At 70.9% G+C, this 21,469-nt stretch carries 20 protein-coding genes; 2 read left to right on the forward strand and 18 right to left on the reverse strand.

Annotated features, from left to right (window positions below):
• Positions 1 to 50: 50 nt before the first annotated feature.
• From IPJ78_09965 to kdsB, 12 genes are all read right to left on the reverse strand, one after another.
• Complete coding sequence (locus IPJ78_09965) at positions 51 to 1,397, reverse strand: hypothetical protein (GenBank protein MBK7906874.1); 1,347 nt, start codon at positions 1,395 to 1,397, stop codon at positions 51 to 53.
• Positions 1,384 to 2,442 carry a glycosyltransferase gene (locus IPJ78_09970; protein ID MBK7906875.1) on the reverse strand — a complete coding sequence of 353 codons (1,059 nt, stop codon included), beginning with the start codon at positions 2,440 to 2,442 and terminating at the stop codon, positions 1,384 to 1,386. The genes IPJ78_09965 and IPJ78_09970 overlap by 14 nt, the downstream gene beginning before the upstream one ends.
• Before the next feature lie 117 nt (positions 2,443 to 2,559).
• Complete coding sequence (locus IPJ78_09975; protein MBK7906876.1) at positions 2,560 to 3,546, reverse strand: glycosyltransferase family 2 protein; 987 nt, start codon at positions 3,544 to 3,546, stop codon at positions 2,560 to 2,562.
• A 31-nt stretch (positions 3,547 to 3,577) separates the two neighbouring features.
• Positions 3,578 to 5,065, reverse strand: a complete 1,488-nt coding sequence (gene rpoN, locus IPJ78_09980; GenBank protein ID MBK7906877.1) for an RNA polymerase factor sigma-54 — start codon at positions 5,063 to 5,065, stop codon at positions 3,578 to 3,580.
• Positions 5,062 to 6,138 (reverse strand): LPS export ABC transporter ATP-binding protein, encoded by a 1,077-nt coding sequence (gene lptB / locus IPJ78_09985; GenBank protein ID MBK7906878.1) that lies wholly within the window; start codon positions 6,136 to 6,138, stop codon positions 5,062 to 5,064. The genes rpoN and lptB overlap by 4 nt, the downstream gene beginning before the upstream one ends.
• Positions 6,139 to 6,308: 170 nt before the next feature.
• Positions 6,309 to 7,760: a hypothetical protein gene (locus tag IPJ78_09990; GenBank protein ID MBK7906879.1), complete on the reverse strand. Its 1,452-nt coding sequence runs from the start codon at positions 7,758 to 7,760 to the stop codon at positions 6,309 to 6,311.
• Complete coding sequence (gene lptC / locus IPJ78_09995; GenBank protein ID MBK7906880.1) at positions 7,757 to 8,341, reverse strand: LPS export ABC transporter periplasmic protein LptC; 585 nt, start codon at positions 8,339 to 8,341, stop codon at positions 7,757 to 7,759. The genes IPJ78_09990 and lptC overlap by 4 nt, the downstream gene beginning before the upstream one ends.
• Complete coding sequence (locus tag IPJ78_10000; protein ID MBK7906881.1) at positions 8,341 to 9,306, reverse strand: KpsF/GutQ family sugar-phosphate isomerase; 966 nt, start codon at positions 9,304 to 9,306, stop codon at positions 8,341 to 8,343. Before IPJ78_10000 ends, lptC begins: the two co-directional genes overlap by 1 nt.
• Positions 9,303 to 9,878, reverse strand: a complete 576-nt coding sequence (locus IPJ78_10005; GenBank protein ID MBK7906882.1) for an HAD-IIIA family hydrolase — start codon at positions 9,876 to 9,878, stop codon at positions 9,303 to 9,305. Before IPJ78_10005 ends, IPJ78_10000 begins: the two co-directional genes overlap by 4 nt.
• Entirely contained in the window at positions 9,875 to 10,705 is an 831-nt protein-coding gene (gene kdsA / locus IPJ78_10010; GenBank protein ID MBK7906883.1) for a 3-deoxy-8-phosphooctulonate synthase, read from the reverse strand. The genes IPJ78_10005 and kdsA overlap by 4 nt, the downstream gene beginning before the upstream one ends.
• Positions 10,705 to 12,372, reverse strand: coding sequence for a CTP synthase (locus IPJ78_10015; GenBank protein MBK7906884.1), 1,668 nt, complete (start codon positions 12,370 to 12,372; stop codon positions 10,705 to 10,707). The genes kdsA and IPJ78_10015 overlap by 1 nt, the downstream gene beginning before the upstream one ends.
• Entirely contained in the window at positions 12,369 to 13,133 is a 765-nt protein-coding gene (kdsB, locus tag IPJ78_10020) for a 3-deoxy-manno-octulosonate cytidylyltransferase (protein MBK7906885.1), read from the reverse strand. Before kdsB ends, IPJ78_10015 begins: the two co-directional genes overlap by 4 nt.
• 312 nt (positions 13,134 to 13,445) lie before the next feature.
• Between kdsB and IPJ78_10025 the strand changes: the two genes are divergently transcribed.
• Positions 13,446 to 13,778: an energy transducer TonB gene (locus tag IPJ78_10025; GenBank protein MBK7906886.1), complete on the forward strand. Its 333-nt coding sequence runs from the start codon at positions 13,446 to 13,448 to the stop codon at positions 13,776 to 13,778.
• A 5-nt stretch (positions 13,779 to 13,783) separates the two neighbouring features.
• Entirely contained in the window at positions 13,784 to 16,273 is a 2,490-nt protein-coding gene (locus IPJ78_10030; protein ID MBK7906887.1) for a HAMP domain-containing protein, read from the forward strand.
• Here IPJ78_10030 and IPJ78_10035 read toward each other — a convergent pair.
• The 6 genes from IPJ78_10035 to mqnC form a co-directional block, all read right to left on the reverse strand.
• The gene (locus IPJ78_10035) at positions 16,167 to 17,459 is read right to left on the reverse strand and encodes a 6-bladed beta-propeller (GenBank protein ID MBK7906888.1); all 1,293 of its coding nucleotides are present in this window, start codon (positions 17,457 to 17,459) and stop codon (positions 16,167 to 16,169) included. The two genes, IPJ78_10030 and IPJ78_10035, sit on opposite strands and share 107 nt — an antisense overlap.
• Positions 17,459 to 18,046: an aminodeoxychorismate/anthranilate synthase component II gene (locus IPJ78_10040; GenBank protein ID MBK7906889.1), complete on the reverse strand. Its 588-nt coding sequence runs from the start codon at positions 18,044 to 18,046 to the stop codon at positions 17,459 to 17,461. Before IPJ78_10040 ends, IPJ78_10035 begins: the two co-directional genes overlap by 1 nt.
• 226 nt (positions 18,047 to 18,272) lie before the next feature.
• A complete protein-coding gene (gene xerD / locus IPJ78_10045) occupies positions 18,273 to 19,199 on the reverse strand; it encodes a site-specific tyrosine recombinase XerD (protein ID MBK7906890.1) in 927 nt (308 codons plus the stop codon).
• Positions 19,200 to 19,889, reverse strand: coding sequence for a DedA family protein (locus IPJ78_10050; protein MBK7906891.1), 690 nt, complete (start codon positions 19,887 to 19,889; stop codon positions 19,200 to 19,202). It lies immediately after the preceding gene.
• 1 nt (position 19,890) lies between these two features.
• On the reverse strand, positions 19,891 to 20,385 hold the full coding sequence (gene ispF, locus IPJ78_10055; protein ID MBK7906892.1) for a 2-C-methyl-D-erythritol 2,4-cyclodiphosphate synthase: 495 nt from the start codon (positions 20,383 to 20,385) through the stop codon (positions 19,891 to 19,893).
• 7 nt (positions 20,386 to 20,392) lie between these two features.
• Positions 20,393 to 21,436, reverse strand: a complete 1,044-nt coding sequence (mqnC, locus tag IPJ78_10060; GenBank protein MBK7906893.1) for a dehypoxanthine futalosine cyclase — start codon at positions 21,434 to 21,436, stop codon at positions 20,393 to 20,395.
• Positions 21,437 to 21,469: the final 33 nt, after the last annotated feature.

Raw genomic sequence — 21,469 nt, forward strand, 5'->3', positions numbered from 1 at the left:
GCTGAAGAGGGGAACGGGCGCGACGGGCGCTGCCACGGACGAGGGGAAACTTACCCGGCCGCCGGAGGACTGTCACCTCTCGCGACACCGGCCCGCTCCCCTACCGCGTGCCAGCTCAGGACGATGAGCAGGCCGTACGTCACCGCGGTCACCGCACTGTACACCGCAACGGCCGCGATGGCGTCCATCCCCGACCGGTGGGCCCACCAGAACCCGCCCACCGTGAGCGCGAATCGCGCGACGTCCCAGCCGAGTTGGCGACGCTGGTGCTGCAGGACCAGCAACGTGTGCGCGAGCGGGATCGCCACCAGCTGCGCCAGGAGCGCGAGCGACTGCCACTGCACCATCACCCCCGCGTCGGTCCACTCCGCGCCGAACACCAACCGGAACACCACCGGCGACAGTGTCGCCATCGCGAGCATCGGCACGAGGCCCACCAGCAGCAGTGCGCGTGCGGTCTTCGCGAAGAGCGCCGGCATCGTCTCGCGCGAGGTCCGTGACCGCGCCGCGAGCTCGCTGATGTACACCTGCCCCGCCGAGTCGCCCAGCAGCCCGATCGGCACGCCGATCACGCGCTGTCCCACCACGAAGAGCCCGCTCGCGACCGGTCCCCACCAGTACGTCAGCAGGAACACCGGCGCCCAGAGGCCGATCGCATTGATCATCGTCGAGGGCGCCGAGACGAACGGGTACTCGCGGTAGCGCCAGAGCGCCGCCTTGGTGGCGGCCCAGGTGAACCGTCCGCCCCGCGCCCGCTCGGCGCGGCGCACGACGATGCCCATCTCCACCGCGCTGTAGACCCGTCCCGCTGCGTCGCCGAGGGCCAGTCCCACCGCCGAGGCGCGCGTGAGGAACGCGGTGACCACCTGTCCCGCCGCGATCCCCACCGAACGCGACACGCGCAGCCGCACGAGCGCATCGAACGAGCGGTGCCGCAGGCACCACCCGGAGAGCACGTCGGCCACGCCCGCGCCGAACATCCCCAGTGGCACGAGCCAGAGCGTGGCGTACGCGGCCGGGGCGCGCAGCAGGTCGCCGGCGATCCACCGGCCGGCCACGGCGAGCACCACCACTGCCACGAGCGCCGAGACGAGCGACGCGAAGAGCCCGGCGCCCACCACCGCGACCGCCTCGTCATCCGACTCCGGCAATGCCACCGCGATCCCCAGCCGCCACGACGCCGCGGTGCTCAGTGAGCCGAGCGCGGCGAGATACACCCCGAAGATGCCCCACGCCGCGGGCGGGAAGAGGCGCGTGAGGAGCGGCGAGACCGCGAGCGAGATCGCCTGCCCCGCCGCGACGGCGAGCATGAGGCGCGCGGTGCGTGCCCGCGCCGAGTCCGGGTCGCCGCGGCCGCGCGCCATCGCCCACGCTTCTCGCAGGTCAGGCAGTCGCATCACGCACCGCCTGTTCGTACAGCGCGAGATAGCGCGACGCCACTTCGCGCGGGGCGAACCGCTCCAGCATCCGCGCGCGCGCCGCGCCGGCGGAGGCATCCACGCCACCCGCCGCGCTCCGCGCGACGAGTCGCGCCCGCATCGCCGCCGCGAGTCCCGTCAGGTCACCCGGCTCGACGAGCGTCCCGCCCCACGCGGCGTCCACCACGTCCGGCAGGCCGCCGGACCGATACGCGATCACCGGCGTGCCGCAGAGCTGCGCCTCCACGCCCACGAGCCCGAGCCCTTCGTCGCGCGACGGCATGACCACCGCGATCGCGCTCCGATACGCATCCCCGAGCGCCGACCGGTCGATGTGCCCGATCCACCGCACGCGCCCGGCGACGCCGAGGCTCGCGGCGCGCGCATGCAGCGCCGCGCGATCATCGCCATCGCCCACCACGTCGAGCGTCGCGTCGGCCGGCAACTGCGCGAACGCGTCGAGCAGGTCGGCGACCCCCTTCTGCGCGTTCAGCCGCCCGACGAACAGGAACCGCCCCGCCACCGGCGTCCCCTCCGGCGCGAAGGCCGCCGTGTCCGCCGGCATCGGCGCGACGACGATCCGCGCCTCCGGAGCCATCGCGCGCGCCTCGTCCGCGAGCCAGCTCGAGACCGACGTCACCGCGCGCGACCGCCGGAGCACCGCGCGCATCAACGGGTGCACCACCGAGACCTTCCGCGCGAGGCGCACATCGGAGCCGTGCATGGTCGTGATCAACGGCTTGCCGCCGCCCCCCGCGAGCGCGAGCAGCCCGGCCGGGAACCACCAGTGCGCATGCACCACGTCGGGCGCGAAGCGCGCGAGCTCGCGGCGCAGCGCCCAGCTCCCGGCGGCGAGGAACCCGGCGAGCGCGGCCTTGCCACCGAGCGACCCGAGCACCTGCTCGGCCATCGTCCCCGTGTAGGCGAGCGTCTCCAGCCCGCGCGGCGCGTAGCGGAAGCGGCGCACCGGGACGCCGTCGATCGTCTCCCGCTCGGCGAGGCCCGCGCCGGCGGGCGCGAGCACCTCCACCACCGCCCCTTCGGCCTCGCAGCGCCAGCGCCAGGCGGTGCAGGAAGGAGCCCGCCGCGTCCGCCGGGAATCGCGGATACGCGTGCGCCACGAAGAGCACGCGCATCGCGGTCACCGCGCGCGGCGGTCCAGCAAGACCTCGTCGAGGATCCGCCGCAGTTCCCGCTGTTCGGCGCGCATCACCGCGATCTGCTCGCCGAGCAGGCCCGTCGCGAAGAAGACCGAGCCCAGCAGCAGGCAGGTCTGGATGAGCGTCCACACCCAGCGCAGGCCGATGTCGCGCGTGAAGAGCAGCACGAGGGCGACGAGCCCGGCGAGCAGTCCGAGCGCGAAGAGCCCCGCGCCGAGCATGCCGAACGCGAGCAGCGGCTTCTGCCCGAAGCGCAGCTCGAACCAGACCGCCAGCATGTCGAGCACCCCGATGGGGATGCGGCTGAGCCCGAACTTCGACTTCCCCGCATGGCGCGGGTAGAGCGGGATCGGCACCTCGGTGACGGTGTAGCCCTTGGCGTGCGCGAGCACGATCATGTAGCGGTGCCAGTCCGGCCGCACCGGCTGCTCCTCCATGATCACGCGGCGGTACGCCTTCACGTTGTTGAGGTCGCGCACCGGCACGTCGAACAGCGAGCGCGAGAGCCGGTTGTAGATCCCCGAGACGAACGCCTTCTCGTACACGCCCTGCTTGTAGCCGGTGACCATGTCCGACCGGTCCTCGAGGATCGGCTGCACGAGGCTCGGGATGTCCTCGGGCTTGAACTGCAGGTCGGCCGGATAGAAGACGAGGATGTCGCCGCTCGCGTGCAGGAAGCCGGTGCGCAGCGCGTCGGCGATCCCCCGCTGGGCGCGATGATGCACCACGCGCAGGAACGGATGCTGCGCCTCGAGCGCCGCGAGCACCCGCACGGTGTCGTCCCGTGAGCCGTCGTTCACCACCACCACCTCGTAGCCGACCGACTGCCGCGCGATCATCTCGGCGCAGAGCTGCACGAAGAGCGGGAGGTTCTCGGCCTCGTCCTTCGCCGGGACGAGGATCGACACGCGCGGCAACGGGGCGTCGACGGCGGGCACGGACGGTGCGGGACGGGCGGTCGCGGTCATGGGGGAGCGAAAGACGGTGCGAGAGGCGGTACTAGAGGCGCTTGCGCATGCGCGCCGGGAGCACGCCGAGCTGGTCGCGGTACTTCGCCACCGTGCGCCGGGCGATCTGCACGCCGTCGCGCTCCAGGAGCTCCACGAGCGCCTGGTCGGTGAGCGGACTCTTCGGATCCTCGTCGGCCACGAGCTTCTCGATCGTCGAGCGGATGGCGCGCGCCGACACGTCCTCGCCGTCGGAGCTCTTGAGCGCCGACGAGAAGAAGTACTTGAGCGGGAGCACGCCGCGCGGCGTCTGCGCGAACTTCTCGTTCGTCACGCGCGACACCGTCGACTCGTGCATCCCGATCGCCTCGGCCACCTCGCGCAGCGTCAGCGGCCGCAGCGCCTGCTCCCCCTTCTCGAAGAACTCGCGCTGCCGGTCCACGATGAAGTGCATCACCTTCAGCATCGTCTGCCGCCGCTGCTCGATCGCCTGGATCAGCCACTGCGCCGCGCTCAGCCGGCTCGTGATGAACTCCTTGCTCTCGCCGTCGAACTTCTTCTTGTCCCGCGCGATCTCCTGGTACGACTTGCTCAGCTTGAGCCGCGGCAGGTTCGCGTCGTTGATGAAGACGAGGTATTCCCCTTCGACCTTCTCCACGATCAGGTCCGGCACGACGTAGTTGTCCCCGCCCTCGGCGTAGGCGCGCCCCGGCTTGGGGTTCAGCTTCGCGATCGCGTCGGCGGCGGTCTGCACCTCGCCGGGCGGGATCCCGAGCTTGCGACCGATCTCCACCCAGCGGTGCGCGATGAGCTCCGGGAAGTGCTCGCGCACGAGCGTCTCCGACAGCGTCCCGACCAGCCCCGAGTCCTTGAGCTGCAGCACGAGGCACTCGTGCAGGTCCCGCGCCCCGATGCCGGCCGGATCGAGCGCCTGGATCGTGCGCAGCATCCGCTCCGCCTCGGGCATCGTGAACAGCGGCAGTTCGCGCTCCACGTCGGCCGCCTCGGCGGCGCGCTTGAGCTCGTTGTTGATCCCCGTGAGGATCTCGTCCAGCGACGCCGCGAGCCAGCCGTCCTCGTTGATGTTCCCGATGAACTCGTCGGCCAGCAGCTCCTCGCGCTCCGAGAGGTCGAGCAGCCGCACCTGGTCGCGCAGGTGGTCGTCGAGGCCGCGCGTCGCGATCGTCACCGGCTCGTAGTGCTCGCGGTCGTCGCGTTCCTCGCGCACCCCGCCCACCTCGAAGCCGTTGAGGAGGATCTCCTCCCACTGCGACTCGTCGTCGCTGTCGGCCGGCGCCGGCGTCTCGGGCTGCTCCGCCTCGGCGGTCGCGTCCGCTTCCGCCGCCGTCTCCTCCTCCTGCTCCGCCTCGTCGTCCTCGGGCTCCACGAGGTCGAGGAACGGGTTCACCATCAGTTCCTGCTTCAGGTGCTGCTGCAGGTCGAGGAGCGGCATGTAGAGCATGTCCATCGCCTGGTACAGGCGTGGATTGACCTTCAGCTCCTGGCCGAGCCTCGCCGACTGCTGCAGCCCTGCCTTCACGGTGCCTCTCCGGTCGAGGGAGGTTCCGTCTCCGGATGCTCGGAGCGGAACCGCTCGCGCAGGCGCGCCGTGAGCGTCGGGCCGAAGTAGACCTTCGACACCGTGTCGTCGAAGATCAGTTCGCGCACCGGGCCGGACACCTTCACCGTCCCGTCGAACATGATGTACGCCCGGTCCACGATGTCGAGCGTCTGCTCCACGTTGTGGTCCGAGATGAGCACGCCGATGCCGCGGTCCTTCAGCGACGCGACGATCTGCTGGATGTCGTGCACCGCGATCGGGTCCACGCCCGCGAACGGCTCGTCGAGCATCATGAACTTCGGCTCGGTCACGAGCGCGCGCGTGATCTCCAGCCGGCGGCGCTCGCCGCCCGAGAGCGCGTACGCCTTGCTCGCCCGCAGGTGCTTGATGCTCAGCTCGTCGAGCAGCCCCTCGAGCCGGCGCTCCCGCTCCTGCCGGTCGATCGGCAGCGTCTCGAGGATCGCCATGATGTTCTCCTCGACCGACAGCTTCCGGAAGATCGAGGGTTCCTGCGACAGGTAGCCGATGCCGCGCCGCGCGCGCTGGAACATCGGCATCCGCGTGATGTCGTCGCCGTCCAGCCGGATCGTGCCCGCGGCCGGCGGGATCAACCCGGCGATCATGTAGAACGTCGTCGTCTTGCCCGCGCCGTTGGGACCCAGCAGGCCGACGATCTCGCCCTGCCGCAGCTCCAGCTGGACGTTGTTCACCACGTTCCGCTTCTTGTACGTCTTCACCAGGCCGTGCGCCGAGAGGACGCTGGCCTTCCCCACCGCGGCCTGCGCCAGGGGCGGCGTCCGCCGCGCAGGGGCCGGGTGCTCGCCGGTGAGCCGGAGCTGCGCCTGCAGCGCCTCCGGCTCGGCGCCGTGCCGCGCCCGGAGCTCGTCCCCCAGTCGGATCCGCAACTCGGCGTCCGCGCGGGAGAAGTCCACCGCAGCGAGCGCACCCGAGGCCACCAGCCGCGGCAGCGCCACGCGCCGCAGGTGGTCCCGCACCTCGTCCACCGACAGGCGGCCCGCTTCGGCCTCCACGTCGCGGCCCTCGGCGCGCATCGCATTGAGGTGGTCGTCGCGGTACGCGATCGCCACCTCATGGAACGGCGCCACGCCCTCGGCGTCCGCGCGCTGGCAGATCGCGAGGAGGCAGAGCGCGGTCGACCGGTCCCCGCCGGTGAGGCGGAGGATCAGGGCGCGGTCAGGGCCGCCGGAGGCGGTGGGATCGGTCACGGACGCTCGGGGGCTGGCTTCGGGACGGGCTTGGCGGAGGGCTTCGGGTCCGGCTTCGCGGTGGGACCGCGGACGGTGTCGCTGGGGGCGGGGGCCGCCACGGGCTCCAGGTAGAGCCCACGCGCCCCGTCCTTCACGTCCACCTTCGAGACCTCACCGGCCTCAAAGGAGACGACGATCAGCCGCCCCGTGTTATAACTGATGTTCGGCGGCCCCTTCACCCCGGATGAGGGGGCGAGCTGGTAGTAGGCCCGCGCCGTCCCCGTCGCCGTCACCTGCTTCATCCGCGCCGAGGCGGTGTCGTCCACCGCCGCGCTGTCGAACAGGGCGACGATCGTGTCCCCGCGGATCCAGTCCCGCTCCGTCGATTCGATCCGGAGCGAGTCGGTCACGGTGAAGGCCACCGCCCGGCCGAGGGCGTGCAACTCCCGGATCTTCTGGCCGGGCATCCGGATGTCGAGCGAGTCGGCCTCCATCTCCTGCTGCGGCGTGATCGCGATCGCACGGCCACCCCACGTGTACACCCGCTGCATGAGCTGGTCGGCGAACCGGAGGTCGATCGTGTCCCCCTTCAGGTTGAGCGAGTCGCTCACCACCTGCGCCTCGCCCGACGACCGCACCCGCTCGAGCTTCTGCTCCTGCGACCAGATGTCGATCTCGATCCCGTCCATCGTGAAGGGGCGCTGGCCATGTCCCACCACCTTCGGGTCCTCGAGCAACCGGGCGAAGCCGGTCCCCTGGTCGAGCGTCGCCGAGTCGCCGGTGGCGCGCATGTCGGTCCGCTCGATCACCACCGTCCCCGACATCCACACCAGCGAGTCATTCTCCGAGATCACCAGGTCGGCGGTGATGTCGGTGGAGTCGCCTCGGGTGGAGCTGTCGCGCGGCGCCCCCGTCGACGGGGCGGCAGCGGCCCGCGCCGGTCGCGACGCGGCGGAGTCCTGCGGCGCCATCCGAACGAACGGACGCCCCGGCGCCCGCCACGACGGCGTCGCGCGCAGGCCCGGCTTGGCCCGGAAGTACTCCATCAACGGACCGGTGAACCGCGTCCCGGTGTTCGTCTTGCCCCGCACGTTCCCCGTCGCGATCAGCCGCTCGTCGCGCGTGAAGTACACCATCCGGTCCGACTGCATGTTCATCCGCGGCTCGGTGTACCGCACGCGGTTGATCAGGATCAGCTCGCCCCGGTCCTCATAGTGCTCGGCGCTGTCGGCGAGCAACCGGTTCCCCTGCCCGATGCAGATCGCGTCCACGCCGCCGCCGAAGAAGGTGCGGCTCGTGCCGTCGGGCATCTTGGAGCGGTTCATCGTCGTCACCAGCACCCCGCCCCGCACCACGCCCCGGATCTCCACCTCGCACACCCCGCGCGACTCCTGCGCCGCCGCCGCGGCGGGCAGCAGCGCGAGCGCGACGAGCGCGGCCAGGGAGGCGAGGCGCGAACGGCTCACGCACCGTCCGGAAGGCGCACGGCACCACCGCGCCCACGCTCCACCTGCAGCACCTGCACCGCGTTCAGGCTCGGGTCCGTCCGGAAGCCGATCCCGCGCATCTCCTTCTCCCCCGGCTCGGTGAGCACGAAGGCCGAGTCGGACATCACCAGGTTCTGCGACTGGATGTAGCGGATCATCGAGGTCTTCAGCACGCGGCCGTCCACCGACGTGATCACCACGTTCCCCCACGCCTCCAGCACGTTCGCCCGCGTGTTGATCGAACCGAGCCGCCCCGTCATCGTCGCCTCCTTCGAGCCCGTGGCCCCGAAGAAGTCGCCGTGCACGTTGCGCAGCGAGGCGCGCGTGTTCTGGTCGAGGAAGAGCGCCGTGTCGGCGAACACCTCGGCGCGCAGCAGGCCGCCGTCGGTCACGAGGGTCCGGAAGCCGAACGCCACCTGGTCGGCCGAGTCGAGGATCGCGAGCTCGTCCGTGCCGACAGCCGGCTCCCCGCCGGGACTCGAACAGGCGCCCGCACTCGCGGCGGCGGCCAGCGCCAGCACCGCGACGAGGCGCGGCATGCCATGCAGGTGACGCCGCATCAGACCGCTCCCGCGCGCATGAGGTCGTGCAGGTGCACCACCCCCACCACGCGCTCCGCGTCGTCGAGCACCGGCAGGGCGATGATGCCCTTCGTCTCCATCAGGTGCACCGCGGCGCTGCCGAGCTCGTCGGCGCGGATCGACTTGGGCGTGCGCGTCATGACGCGTTCGACGGGGATGGGGAAGATCTCCTGTTCCTGCTCCATGAGGCGCGAGAGGTCTCCGGTGGTGATGACGCCGAGCAACCGGCCATCCGGCGCGGCGATCACGCAGATACCCCGCCGCTCGGCGAGTTGCACCACCGCCTCGCGCATGGTCGCCGTGCCGGGCAGGATCGGGAGGGCGTCGCTCACCATCACGTCGCGCACGCGGAGCAGCAGCTTCCGTCCCAGCGACCCGCCCGGATGGAACCGCGCGAAGTCCTCCCGCCGGAACCCCTTCTCCTCCAGCAACGCCACCGCGAGCGCGTCCCCGAGGGCGAGGGCCAGCGTCGTGCTCGTCGTGGGGGCGAGGTCGTGCGGGCACGCCTCCTCGCGCACCCAGCCGTCGAGCGAGACCGTGCAGGTGCGCGCCAGCGTCGAGGCCGCGTCGCCGGTGATCGCGATGCAGGGCACGCCGAGCCGCGTCAGCTGCTCCAGCAGCGGCAGCAGCTCCACCGTCTCGCCGCTCTTGGAGAGCAGGATCGCGATGTCCTTGTCCGTCACGATGCCCAGGTCGCCGTGCACGCTCTCGGTCGGATGCAGGAAGTACGCGGGCGTCCCGGTAGAGGTCATCGTCGCGGCGATCTTCCGGCCGATCAGCCCCGACTTCCCGATCCCCGACACGATCACGCGCCCGCTCGATCCCTTGATGAGCTCCACCGCCCGCGCGAACGACGGGCCCAGCCGCTCCACGGCCACGCCGATCGCTTCCTGCTCCAGCCGCAGCACGCGACGCCCGCGCTCGACGATCCGTTCCTGGCTCACAGTTCCTCCATCCGCGCCGCGACGTACGCTTCCACCTGCGTGTCCCACTCGCCGCGCGCGCGCAGCAGCGCCTCGCAGAACTCGCGCACCGCCCCCGCCCCGCCGCTCTTCGTCAGCTGCACCGTCGCCGTCCGCCGCGCCTCGGCCGTCGCGTTCGCCACGCACACCGGCATCCCCACGCGCCGCAGCACGCCCAGGTCGGGCAGGTCGTCGCCGACGAACGCGACCTCCTCCCACTGGAGCCCGCGCCGCTCGAGCAGCTGCCGCAGCGCCGAGACCTTCCGCGCCTTGTTGTCCTGGATGCAGTCGTCCACGCCCAGCTCGATCCCGCGCAGCCGCACGCTCTCCGACTCGCGCCCGGTGATGATCGCGGTGAGGATCCCCGCCTGCTTGAGCATCACGATCCCCAGCCCGTCCTGGATGTCGTAGCGCTTGAGCTCCACGCGCTGCCCCGCCGCGTCGCCGAGGATCACCCCGCCGTCGGTGAGCACGCCGTCCACGTCGAAACAGACGAGGCGGATGCGCCGCGCCTGCGCCGGATCGATCGTGACCCCGCTCGTGCCGAGGATCATCCGCGCACCAGCTCCCAGGTGGCCACGCACTTCTCGATCAGCGCGTCGAGCTCGTGCAGCGGCACCATGTTCGGCCCGTCGCTCGGCGCATGGTCCGGGTCGGGGTGCGTCTCCATGAAGAGCCCGTCGGCACCGGCGGCGATGGCCGCGAGCGCGAGCGGCGGGATGAACTCGCGCGCCCCGCCCGAGGCGCCGCCCTGTCCCTGCCCCGGCCGCTGCACCGAGTGCGTCGCGTCGAAGATCACCGGCGCCGAGGTCGCCTCGCGCATCCGCATGAAGCTCCGCATGTCCACCACGAGGTCCCCGTACCCGAAGAACGAGCCGCGCTCCGTGACCGCGATCTCGCAGGGTCCCTCGGCCGCCTGCGGCGAGGTCGCGTACGCGGCGCGCACCTTCGCGACCGCACCCGCCATGCCCTCGGGGTGCAGGAACTGCCCCTTCTTCACGTTCACCGGCTTCCCCGTCGCGCCGGCCGCCTCGAGCAGGTCCGTCTGGCGGCAGAGGAACGCCGGGATCTGCAGCACGTCCACCGCCTGCGCCGCCATCGCGCACTGCTCGGGGAGATGCACGTCGGTCACCACCGGCAGCCCGCTCCGCTCGCGCACCCGCACGAGCGACGCCAGCCCCGCCTCGATCCCCGGGCCGCGCATCGCGCCCGCGTTGGAGCGGTTGGCCTTGTCGAAGCTCGCCTTGAAGATGATCCCGCCCGGCACCTTCTCCGCGAGCCGCGCGAGGTGGTCGGCGACGCGGAACATCAGCTCGTCGCCCTCCACCTGGCAGGGCCCCGCGATCAGGAAGAGCCGGTCGGTCGGGAAGGTCGCCGGCATCAGTTCGCCTCGGCGAGCTGGGCGGGACCGCGCGCGGCGCCGGCGGCGCTCGCCTTCTGCGCCGCCGCGGCGACGAACGCCGAGAAGAGCGGATGCGGGCGCGTCGGCCGCGACTTCAGCTCCGGATGGAACTGGCAGGCCACGAAGTGCGGATGGTCCGGCAGCTCGATCATCTCCACGAGCGACCCGTCGGGCGAGAGCCCCGAGAGCCGCATCCCGTGCTGCTGGAAGGTCTCGCGATACTGGTTGGAGACCTCGTAGCGATGCCGGTGCCGCTCGCTGATCTCCGGCTGGCCGTAGATCTCCGCCGCCTTGGAGCCGGGCTTGAGGCGGCAGGCGTACGAGCCCAGCCGCATCGTGCCGCCCATGTCCTTCACGTTCTGCTGGCTCTCCAGCAGCGAGATCACCGGGTTGCTGCACTCCGGCGCGAACTCGCTCGAGTTGGAGTCGTCGATCCCGCAGACGTGCCGCGCGAACTCGATGATCGCCACCTGCATCCCGAGGCAGATGCCGAAGAACGGCGTCTGCGTCTCGCGGCAGGCGCGGATGCACTCGACCATCCCTTCCACGCCGCGCACGCCGAAGCCGCCCGGCACCAGCACACCGTCGAACCCGAGCACGATCTCGCGCGCCTTCGCCGCGTCGGTGAACAGGTCGCTCGACGTCCAGGCGATCTCCACCCCCACGTCGTTCGCGATCCCGCCGTGGATGAGCGACTCCTGCACGCTCTTGTACGAGTCCACGTAGTCGGTGTACTTGCCCACCACCGCGATCCGCACCTTCCGGCTCGGCGCGATCACCCGGTCCACCAGCGCCTTCCACGCCGTCATGTCCGGCTGCTTCGTCTCGAGCCCCAGCTTGCGGCACACCAGATCATCGAAGTTCTGCTCGCGGAACACCAGCGGGATCTGGTAGATCGTCTTCACGTCGCGGCTCTCGATCACCGCCCCGAACTCCACGTTGCAGAAGAGCGCGATCTTCCGCTTCACGTCCTCCGCCAGCGGCCGCTCGCTGCGGCAGATGAGGATGTCCGGCTGGATGCCGATCTCCATCAGGTCGCGCACCGAGTGCTGCGTCGGCTTCGTCTTCACCTCGCCCGCCGCGGCGATCCACGGCACGAGCGTGAGGTGGATGAACAGCGTGTTCTCGCGCCCCACGTCATGGCGGAACTGGCGGATCGCCTCGAGGAACGGCAGCGACTCGATGTCGCCCACCGTGCCGCCCACCTCGACGAGCACCACGTCGTTCTCCGGCGCCACGCGGCGCACCGCGCTCTTGATCTCGTCGGTGATGTGCGGGATCACCTGCACCGTCGAGCCGAGGTACTCGCCGCGACGCTCCTTCGTGATCACGTTGGAGTAGATGCGCCCCGTCGTGATGTTGTTCGCCTGCGTCAGCGGCCGGTCGATGAACCGCTCGTAGTGCCCCAGGTCGAGGTCCGTCTCGGCGCCGTCGTCCGTCACGAACACCTCGCCGTGCTGGAACGGCGACATCGTCCCCGGGTCCACGTTGAGGTACGGGTCGAGCTTCATCATCGTGACGCGCAGGCCGCGCTCCACGAGCAGCCGCGCGAGCGAGGCCGCCGCGATGCCCTTGCCGAGCGACGAGACCACGCCGCCGGTGACGAAGATGTACTTGGGGGAGGAATGCGGGGTGGTCGGCGTCATCGGGTGGGTCCGGTGGCGGAGGTTGCCCAGTGCGCGTTCGCGCGCACGAGGTCGTCCTCGGTGTTCACTTCGCCCCACGACGGGGCATCGACGATCGCCACGCCCATCGCCAGGCCGGCGGCGAGGGCGCGGAGCTGCTCGAGCTTCTCGACGAGCTCGAGCGGGTGCGGCGGGAGCGAGACCCACTTGGCGAGCGCCTCGCGGCGGGCGGCGTAGATCCCCATGTGCTGCAGCACGAGCGCGTCGCGCGTGGGCGCGTCCGACTCGTCGCGGAGGAACGGGATGGGCGCGCGCGAGAAGTAGAGCGCGCGCCCGTCGTCGGCGCGCACGACCTTCACGCAGTTCGGGTCGTCCATGATCGCCGCGGTGCGCTTCCCGGCAGCGGTCCCCAGGTCGAACCCATGGTCGCGCACCATCGCGATCGAGCCGGCCATCGCGTCGCCGCGCATGAAGGGCTCGTCCCCCTGCACGTTCACGATCACGTCATGCCGCAGGAAGTCCGGATGCATCGCCACCTCGGCCACGCGATCCGTCCCTGACGGGTGCTGGTCGGAGGTGATCATCGCGCGGCCGCCGGCACGGCGGACCACGTCGGCGACCTCCTCGGCCTCGGTCGCCACGACGACCTCGTCGGCCAATCCGAGCGACTGGACGCGCTCGAGGACTCGGACCACGAGGGGGGCGCCGCCGAGTTCGCGGAGCGGTTTGCGGGGGAGCCGGGTGGCCCCGAGTCTGGCGGGGATGACGGCGAGCGTGGTCATTCGGAGCTCACCGGAAGGGGTCGCGCGTACGCAAAATCCACGCCAGTCGAATCTATGGGGGGCACGGCGGTGGACAAGTGGGGCTCACAAAGCTGTTCGCATGAAAGGCTTTCCACTCGTGCGGAGCGCTGCTGGCGGCCTGTCTCGGTGTCCACGGACGATACAGTGACAACGGGTCATGTTCGGGCCTCGTCCGCCGACACTGGGGGTGTCAGCACCTCTGCCCCAGACCCTCCCACGGAGTTCGTCATGTCCCTCCTCACCGGAAAGTCGCTTGGGCGGCTTTTGGCCGTCCTGGCCTTCATCGTCCCCATGGCCGCACAGGCTCAGGACGCGACCGTTTATAGCCCCTCGGAGCTCGACTCGCCCGCCAAGCTCTCCTCGCAGGAGATGACCGCGCGGCTCCTCGCCCGCTCCTACCCCGCCGCCCTCCAGCGCGCCGGCGTCACCGGGACCGTCCAGGTCCAGTTCGTCGTCGACCAGACCGGCAAGGTCGATCCGGCCACCATCCAGGTCCTCAGCAGCACCGTCCCGGCGCTCGCCGAGGCCGCCAAGGGTGTCGTCCCCGAGATCCGCTTCAAGCCGGGTCAGCTCAACGGCCAGCCGGTGAAGTCGGTGGTCCTCCTTCCCATCGTCTACCGCTGACCGGGATGTCGCGCTTCCTGAACACCATCAGCCGCAAGCTGCAGGCGGCGCTGCTCGTCGCGGCCCTCGTGCCGCTCGTGCTGTCGCTCGCGCTCGCCGTGAGCAACTCCCGTCGCGCCGTCGCCGAGCAGGTGGGCGCGGCCCGGGCGGATGCTGCCGGTCAGGTCGCGCGCTATCTCGACCGTGTCCTCTACGAGCGGGCCCTCGAGCTGCGCGCCAGCGCGGCCACGGGCGAGGTCGTCGCCGCGGCGATGGGGTTCGGGGATCCGACCGCCACCCGCAACACGCTCGACGCCTTCCGGGCCCGCTCGGGGCTCGTGAACGCGGCGCGCATCTATGGGCTCGACGGTTCCCTCATCGCCGAGAGCGGTCAGGCGGATCCGGCCGCGGCCAAGGGCAGCGCCTGGTTCACTTCGTCCGTTGCCCCGTCAGCCCCCGCCTTCGTCGGTGAGCCTGAGCGCACCGCGGATGGCACCCTCCGCGTTCGCCTGGCCGAAGGGGTCGAGTCGGCCACCGGCATCTCCGGCGTCATGGTCGTCGACCTCGACTGGCAGGCCCTCACCGCCGCCGCGCTCCACATGGTCGAGCGCACGTCGCAGGACGGCACCACCGTCGCCGCCTTCGTGCTCGATGCCGACGGACGCATCGTCGCGGCGAGCGACCCGACGCATCTCTTCACCTCCGCCTTCGACGATCCCGCACTGAAGGACGCCATCGGCACCCACGCGGTCGGCTCCACCACCGCCGACTTCCGCGGTACCGCCTCCCTCGCCGGCTTCGCGCCCATCCAGCCGTCGGGCAACAATCCCGGCATCTACACCGGCTTCGGCGACGGCAAGGCGAGCGTCCTCATCGTCGAGCCGTCGCGGTCCGCCTTCGCGGCCGCGACGAGCCTCGCCAACCTCCTCATCCTCGTCGCCTTCGGCGTCACCATCGTCGTCGCCTGGGTGGCACGCCTCATCGCCGGCAGGCTCGCCGCGCCGATCGTCGACGCCGCCCACCTCGCCGAGCGGCTCGCCGTCGGCGACACGCGCACCGATGTCGCGCCGGTCCCGGGCGAGGACGAGGTCGCGCAGCTCAGCGGATCGCTCCGCCATCTCCTCGCCTACCTCCGCGGCCTCACCGCCGCGTCGCAGGAGGTCGCGCGCGGCAACATGCACATCGTCGTCGAGCCCAAGTCCGAGCACGACTCGCTCTCGCGCGCCTTCGCCACCGTCGTCCGTGTCAACGCCGACCTCACCAAGGAGCTCGGCGTCATCACCGAGCAGGCCGCGGCCGGCCATCTCGAGGCCCGCGCCGACGCGTCGCGCTTCGAGGGCGACTACCGCGACATCATCACCGGCGTGAACGACACGCTCGACGCGATCCTCGCGCCCATCAACGAGGCGTCGGTCGTGCTCGAGCGCCTCGCCCAGCGCGACCTCACGGCCCGCGTGGACGGCGACTATCAGGGCGACCACGCGCGCATCAAGGACGCCGTGAACATGGCCGCCGAGAACCTCGACGGCGCGCTCTCCGCGGTCGCGAGCACCTCCGAGCAGGTCGCGAGTGCCTCCGGCCAGATCGGCTCCGGCAGCGAGGCGCTCGCCTCGCGCGCCTCGCAGCAGGCCGCGGCGCTCGAAGAGGTCTCGGCCTCGCTCAACGAACTCGCCAGCGGCACGCGCACCACCGCCACCAACGCCGCGCAGGTCCGCGACCTCGCCGGAGAGGCCCGCGCCAGCGCCGAGAACGGCGCCGCCTCCATGCACCGGCTCTCCGAGGCGATCGGGCGCATCAAGGCCTCCAGCGACGCGACCGCGAAGATCGTGAAGACGATCGACGAGATCGCCTTCCAGACCAACCTCCTCGCGCTCAACGCCGCCGTCGAGGCCGCGCGCGCCGGAGACGCCGGCAAGGGCTTCGCCGTCGTGGCCGAGGAGGTCCGCAACCTCGCCATCCGCTCCGCCGACGCCGCCCGCAACACCTCGAACCTCATCGAGGAGTCGGTGCAGAACGCCGACAGCGGCGTGAGCATCAACCACGAGGTCACGCAGCAGCTCGCCGAGATCAACGAGCGCGTCGGCAAGGTCGGCGAGGTCATCGCCGCCATCGCCGAGGCCGCCACGCAGCAGCGGCTCGGCGTCGACCAGATCAACGGCGCCATCGACCGGATGAACACGACCACCCAGGAGGTCGCGGCCAACTCCGAGGAGTCGGCGAGCGCGGCGGTCGAGATGGCGTCACAGGCGGAGCAGTTGTCGGACCTCGTGTCCGGCTTCGAACTCACCGCCCGCAGCTCGAGCGGCGCGCCCGGGCGCGCCGGCGCGACCGTTCCCCGCTCCATGCACCGCGGCCCCGCCCGACAGGCTCGGCGCGATCCCGCCCATTCCTCGCAGGACGCCGGGCCGGTCAGCGCGGCAGCGACGGCTCCAGGCGATAGCGCACCACGTACTCCACGTCCGACGAGTCGCGCCGCACCGCGTACACCGCATCCCCCGCGGCATCGTAGAGCGTGACGCGACGCGGCAACGCCACGCGCCCGAGCAGTCGCCCGTCGGCGGAGAACACGTCGTACACGGTCGGCGTGCGCGTCGACCGCCGCGGCCGCGCCTCGTCCCCTTCGCGCACCGGCGCGCGTTCCGCCTCGGGGATCGGTTCCGCCGGCGTGCTCAGCTCCACCCACACCCGACCGTCGCGGTCGATCTTGAGCTGCTCGTACGCCGGCTTGTTCGCCGGGATGTCCGCGACGGTCCAGGTCCACTTGGGGTCGAGGCGCCGCAGCCCGAACTCCACCATCGCGCGCTCCTCGCTCCGCTCCGTCGCCGACACCGGCACTGGCGCGGTCACGCGCTCCACGCGGACCGGCTTCGCGCCCGCGCGCCCCGTGAAGTACAGCACGTATGGATCGCCCGGCCCCGACACGAACCCGCCCATCGGCGATACCGCCGCCACGCTCGTCGGCCAGAACGGGAAGCTGTACGCCGATGCGCTGCGGCCATCCGCGCTGCGCGCGATGAGCGACGGCGGATCCTCGCCCCACTTGGGCCACGGCACCGAGTCGAGTACCGTCCCCGCGCTGTCGTAGACGATCACGCCGCGCACACCCTTCGTGAAGTCCACCGAGTCGCGCTCGAGGATCGCCCAGCTGTAGGTGCGCCCCGCGCGATCCGTCCAGAGCATGTTCTGCCCGAAGTGGCTCGTGAACGGCACGCGCCAGATCGTCTCGAATGCGCCGGTGTCGGAGTAGACGTTGATCCGCCCACCCGTCGCGTCCCACACGAGGAAGCGCCCGTCGTACATCCGCGTGAGCCCGTTCACCTGCCCGAACTCCCCCGGGCCCCCGCCCTTCCGCCCGATGTTCCGCACGAACGTCCCGCTCGAATCGAACTGCCGGATCGCGCTCGCCTGGTCGTCGTACACGTACACGCCGCCGTCCGCCGCCGGCACCATCGTCGGGATCCAGCCGAACGTCTCCTCCTCCGTCCCGTCCTCCGCGCCGATCTCCATCGCCGACACGAGCGTGTGCACCTTCGCCGCGGGGATCTCGCCGGTGATCCGGATCCGCACGGTGTCGCCGGTCGAATCGACCTGCGTGACCCACGGGACGTCGCCGCCGCTCGCGGCATCGCCGCCACCGCAGGCGGTCGCGGTACCGAACAGGAAGAGCGCGAGCGCGAACGAGAGCGGGACGATGGGGCGCATCAGGCCGAGCTCCGGGCGAGGGTGAGGAAGTTCTCGAGCAGCCGCCGTCCCTCGGGCGTGCCGATGGACTCGGGGTGGAACTGTACGCCATGGACCGGATGCACGCGATGCTTGAGCGCGTGGATCTCCGTCGCATCGTCCGTCGCCACCGCCGTCGCCTCGAGCACCGACGGCAGCGTGCCGTGCTCCACCACCAGCGAGTGGTACCGCATCACCTCCAGCGGGTTCGACACCCCCTCGAACAGTCCCGTTGCGTCATGCCGGATGCGGGAAGTCTTGCCATGCATCACCCCGCGCGGCGCGCGGATCACGCGACCCCCGTACGCCTCCCCGATCGCCTGATGCCCCAGGCACACCCCGAGGATCGGCACGGTCGCCCCGAAGCGTTGGATGACGGGAATCGTGATCCCCGCATCGGCCGGCTCCCCAGGCCCCGGCCCCAGCACGATCGCCTCGGGCGAGAGCGCGGCGATCGCGTCCAACGTGAGCGCATCGTTCCGGACGACGAGCGGATCCTCACCCAACTCCCCGAAGTACTGCACGAGGTTGTAGGTGAAGGAGTCGTAGTTGTCGATGACGAGAAGCATCGCGGAAATGTAGAGGAGGAGCGGGATACGGAGGGAACCCCGATGCGGGGTGCACGGGCGGTACGGGGTACGGGACTGGGACGGGATACGGGGACCATCGACATCAGCCCGGCTCAGCGGGGTTCTCGGATGCGGGGCGCCTTCCCCCTTCTCTCTCTCACTCGCCCCTCACCCTTCTCTTCACCCCTTCCCCTTCCCCTCGCTCCTCGCTCCTTCGTTCACCGACTCACCCGCGCGGATGGAACTGCTTGTGCACCTGCCTGAGGTGCTCCCGATCCACATGCGTATAGATCTGCGTCGTCGAGATGTCCGCATGCCCGAGCATCTCCTGCACGGCTCTGAGATCAGCGCCGCCTTCCAGCAGGTGCGTGGCGAACGAATGCCGGAGCGTGTGCGGGGACACCGGCTTCGTCACCCCCGACATCTCCACGTACTTCCGCAGGATCTTCCACGCCCCCATCCGGCTCAGCGGCTCGCCGCGCGCGTTCAGGAAGAGCCGGCCCTGGCCCTTTCCCTTCTCCAGCCGCGGCCGCAGCTCCCGCGCGTACATCGCCAGCGCGCCCGCCGCCTTTCGCCCGATCGGCACCAGCCGCTCCTTCTGGCCCTTGCCGAAGACCCGCACGACGAGATCCTCCAGCAGCACGTCCTTCGACTCGATGCCGATCCACTCGCTCACGCGCAGCCCCGCCGCGTACGCGAGCTCCAGCATCGCCCGGTCACGGAACGCCAGCGGCTCGTCGAGCGTGATCGCCCCGATGATCCGGTCCACCTCCTCGGGGGTGAGCACCTCCGGCAGCACCCGCCACTTCTTCGGCGTCTCCAGCTGCTCGCTCGGGTCCTTCGTCACCACGCCCTCGGCCAGCAGGAACCGGTACCAGGTCCGCACCGCGCTGATGCCGCGCCGGATGCTGCTCGGGGCCAGGCCGAGGTCCTTCAGGTGATAGACGTACTCGCGCAGGTGCGCCGGCAGCAGTCCCGCCGGCTCGCGGACGCCCTTCACCACCGCCCACGTCGCGAGGCGCGCGAGGTCGCGCCCGTACGCTTCGTTCGTGCGCGCGCTGCTCCCCTGTTCCAGCGAGAGGAACTCGTCGAAGCGCTCCAGCAGGAACGCGCGGGCGATGTCGATCGGCGCGGGATCACTCACGCGCGGAATCTACTGCGGCGTCTGCGTGTCCTGCGGCTTCTGCGTGTCCTGCGGTTGCCGCGTCTGCATCTGGGCGCGGCGCCGCTTCCAGAGCTTCCAGCCGAAGTAGCCGAGCACGATCGCCGCCGCCACCGCGCCCAGCCCCACGTCGCGCGCGAGCACCTCCATCTGGTGCCGCACCGCCGCCCAGTCCTCGCCCACGCGGAACGCGATCCACGAGATCGCGCCGTACCAGAGCCCCGACGCCACGCTGAAGATCAGCGTCACTTCCCAGAACGGGATCTTGAGGGCCCCCGCCGCCGCCGGCACGATCGCCCGGATGCCGGGGAGGAAGCGGCTCACGAAGAGCGCCACCCAGCCGTACTGCTGGTACGCGTCCTCCACCCGATGCTCGGCCGCCTCGATCTTCTCCTCGCCGCCCGCGAACTTGAACTTGCCGATCCGCTTGGCCACCCACTCCGCGCCGAACTTCCGGCCGATCGACCACATGATGAGCGCGCCCAGCACGCTCCCCGCCGTCACCGCGAGGATCGTCGGCGCGAGCTGGCCCCCCGAGCGCGCGGCGTAGAACGCCAGCAGCGCCGCCGCGAGGTCGCCCGGCATGATCGGCACCACGCCCTCGATGAGCGAGGCGAGGAAGATCAGCGCGTACAGCGATCCGGTCGAGGCGTCCGACAGCCAGCCGAGGAGCGTCTCCACCTCACCCCTGCCGAATGCGCTGCAGCGTGGCCACCGCGATGCAGGCGAGTCCCTCGCCGTGCCCGATCCACCCCATCCCCTCGTTCGTCTTCCCCTTCACCATCACCGCGTCCGGCGTCACGCCGAGCGCCGCGGCGAGCCGCTCGCGGATCGCCGGGCGGTGCGGTCCGATCTTCGGCGTCTCCGCGATCACCGTGATGTCCGCCTGCGCCGGTGCCCACCCGGCGGCCTTGAGGCGCGCCACGGCGAGCACGAGCATCTCGATGCTGTCGCGCCCCGCGTTCTCGGCCTTGGTGTCGGGGAACATCTCGCCGATGTCCCCGATCCCCGCGCCGCCCAGCAGCGCGTCGGTGAGCGCGTGGCAGACGGCATCGGCGTCGCTGTGCCCGGTGCACCGCACCGCGGCCGGGATCAGCACGCCGCCGAGGATCACCCCATGCCCTTCGGCGAAGCGGTGCGAGTCGTAGCCGATGCCGACGCGGAGGTCGAGGGTCACGCGCGCCTCACGCCGCGGCCGACGAGGCCGGGGCGATGATGCTGTAGTCCTGGCGACGGCGCATGGGAGTGAAACCGGCTTCGCGGATCAACTGTTCCATCTCCTCGATCGACGTCCGGTGCGTCGTGTTCGCCGCCGACACCACGTTCTCCTCGAGCATCAGCGAGCCGAAGTCGTTGCACCCGTAGTGCAGCGCCGTCTGCCCCACCTTCATCCCCATCGTCACCCAGCTCGCCTGGATGTTCGGGATGCTGTCGAGCACCGTCCGCGCGAAGGCCGTCGTGCGGAGGTACTCCACCGCGTCGGTCTTCTGCATGTGGCTCATCTCCGGCGTGTTCTCCGGCTGCAGCGGCCAGCAGATGAACGCCGTGAACCCCTTCGTGCGGTCCTGCACCGCCTTCAGCCGCAGCAGGTGCTCCACCCGCTCCGCCATCGTCTCGCCGATCCCGTACATCATGGTGCACGAGGTCTTGAGCCCCTCGTTGTGCGCCATCTCCATGATCTCCAGCCAGCGGTCCGCGCCGGCCTTCTTCTTGGCCACGATGTCGCGCACCCGCTGCACGAGGATCTCCCCGCCGCCGCCCGGGATCGAGTCGAGCCCCGCCTTCACCAGCTCCTGGATCACCGTCCGCGCGTCCATCCGGTACAGCGTCGCCCAGAAGTCCACCTCCGACGGCGAGAAGCCGTGGATGTGGATCGGGTGATGCCGCTTGATGTACTTGAGCAGCTCGAGGTACCACTCGAACGGGATGTACGGGTTGTGGCCGCCCTGGATGAGGATCTGCACCCCGCCCAGCGCCTTCACCTCGTCGATCTTCTGCCCGATCTGCTCGTAGCTCAGCGTCCACCCTTCGCCGTCCTTCGGGCGCCGATAGAACGCGCAGAAGCCGCAGTCGGCCACGCAGACGTTCGTGTAGTTGATGTTGCGGTCGACGATGTACGTGACCACCGGCTCCGGGTGGAGCTGGCGGCGGATGGTGTCGGCGGCGGCGCCCAGCTCCAGCAAGGGGGCCTTGGTGTAGTACTCGAGGAGGTCGGACTCGTACGACATCGGGATGAAGGCTGAATGATGAAGGATGAAAGC

It is taken from the genome of Gemmatimonadota bacterium (genome assembly GCA_016714015.1).
Taxonomy (GTDB): domain Bacteria; phylum Gemmatimonadota; class Gemmatimonadetes; order Gemmatimonadales; family Gemmatimonadaceae; genus Pseudogemmatithrix.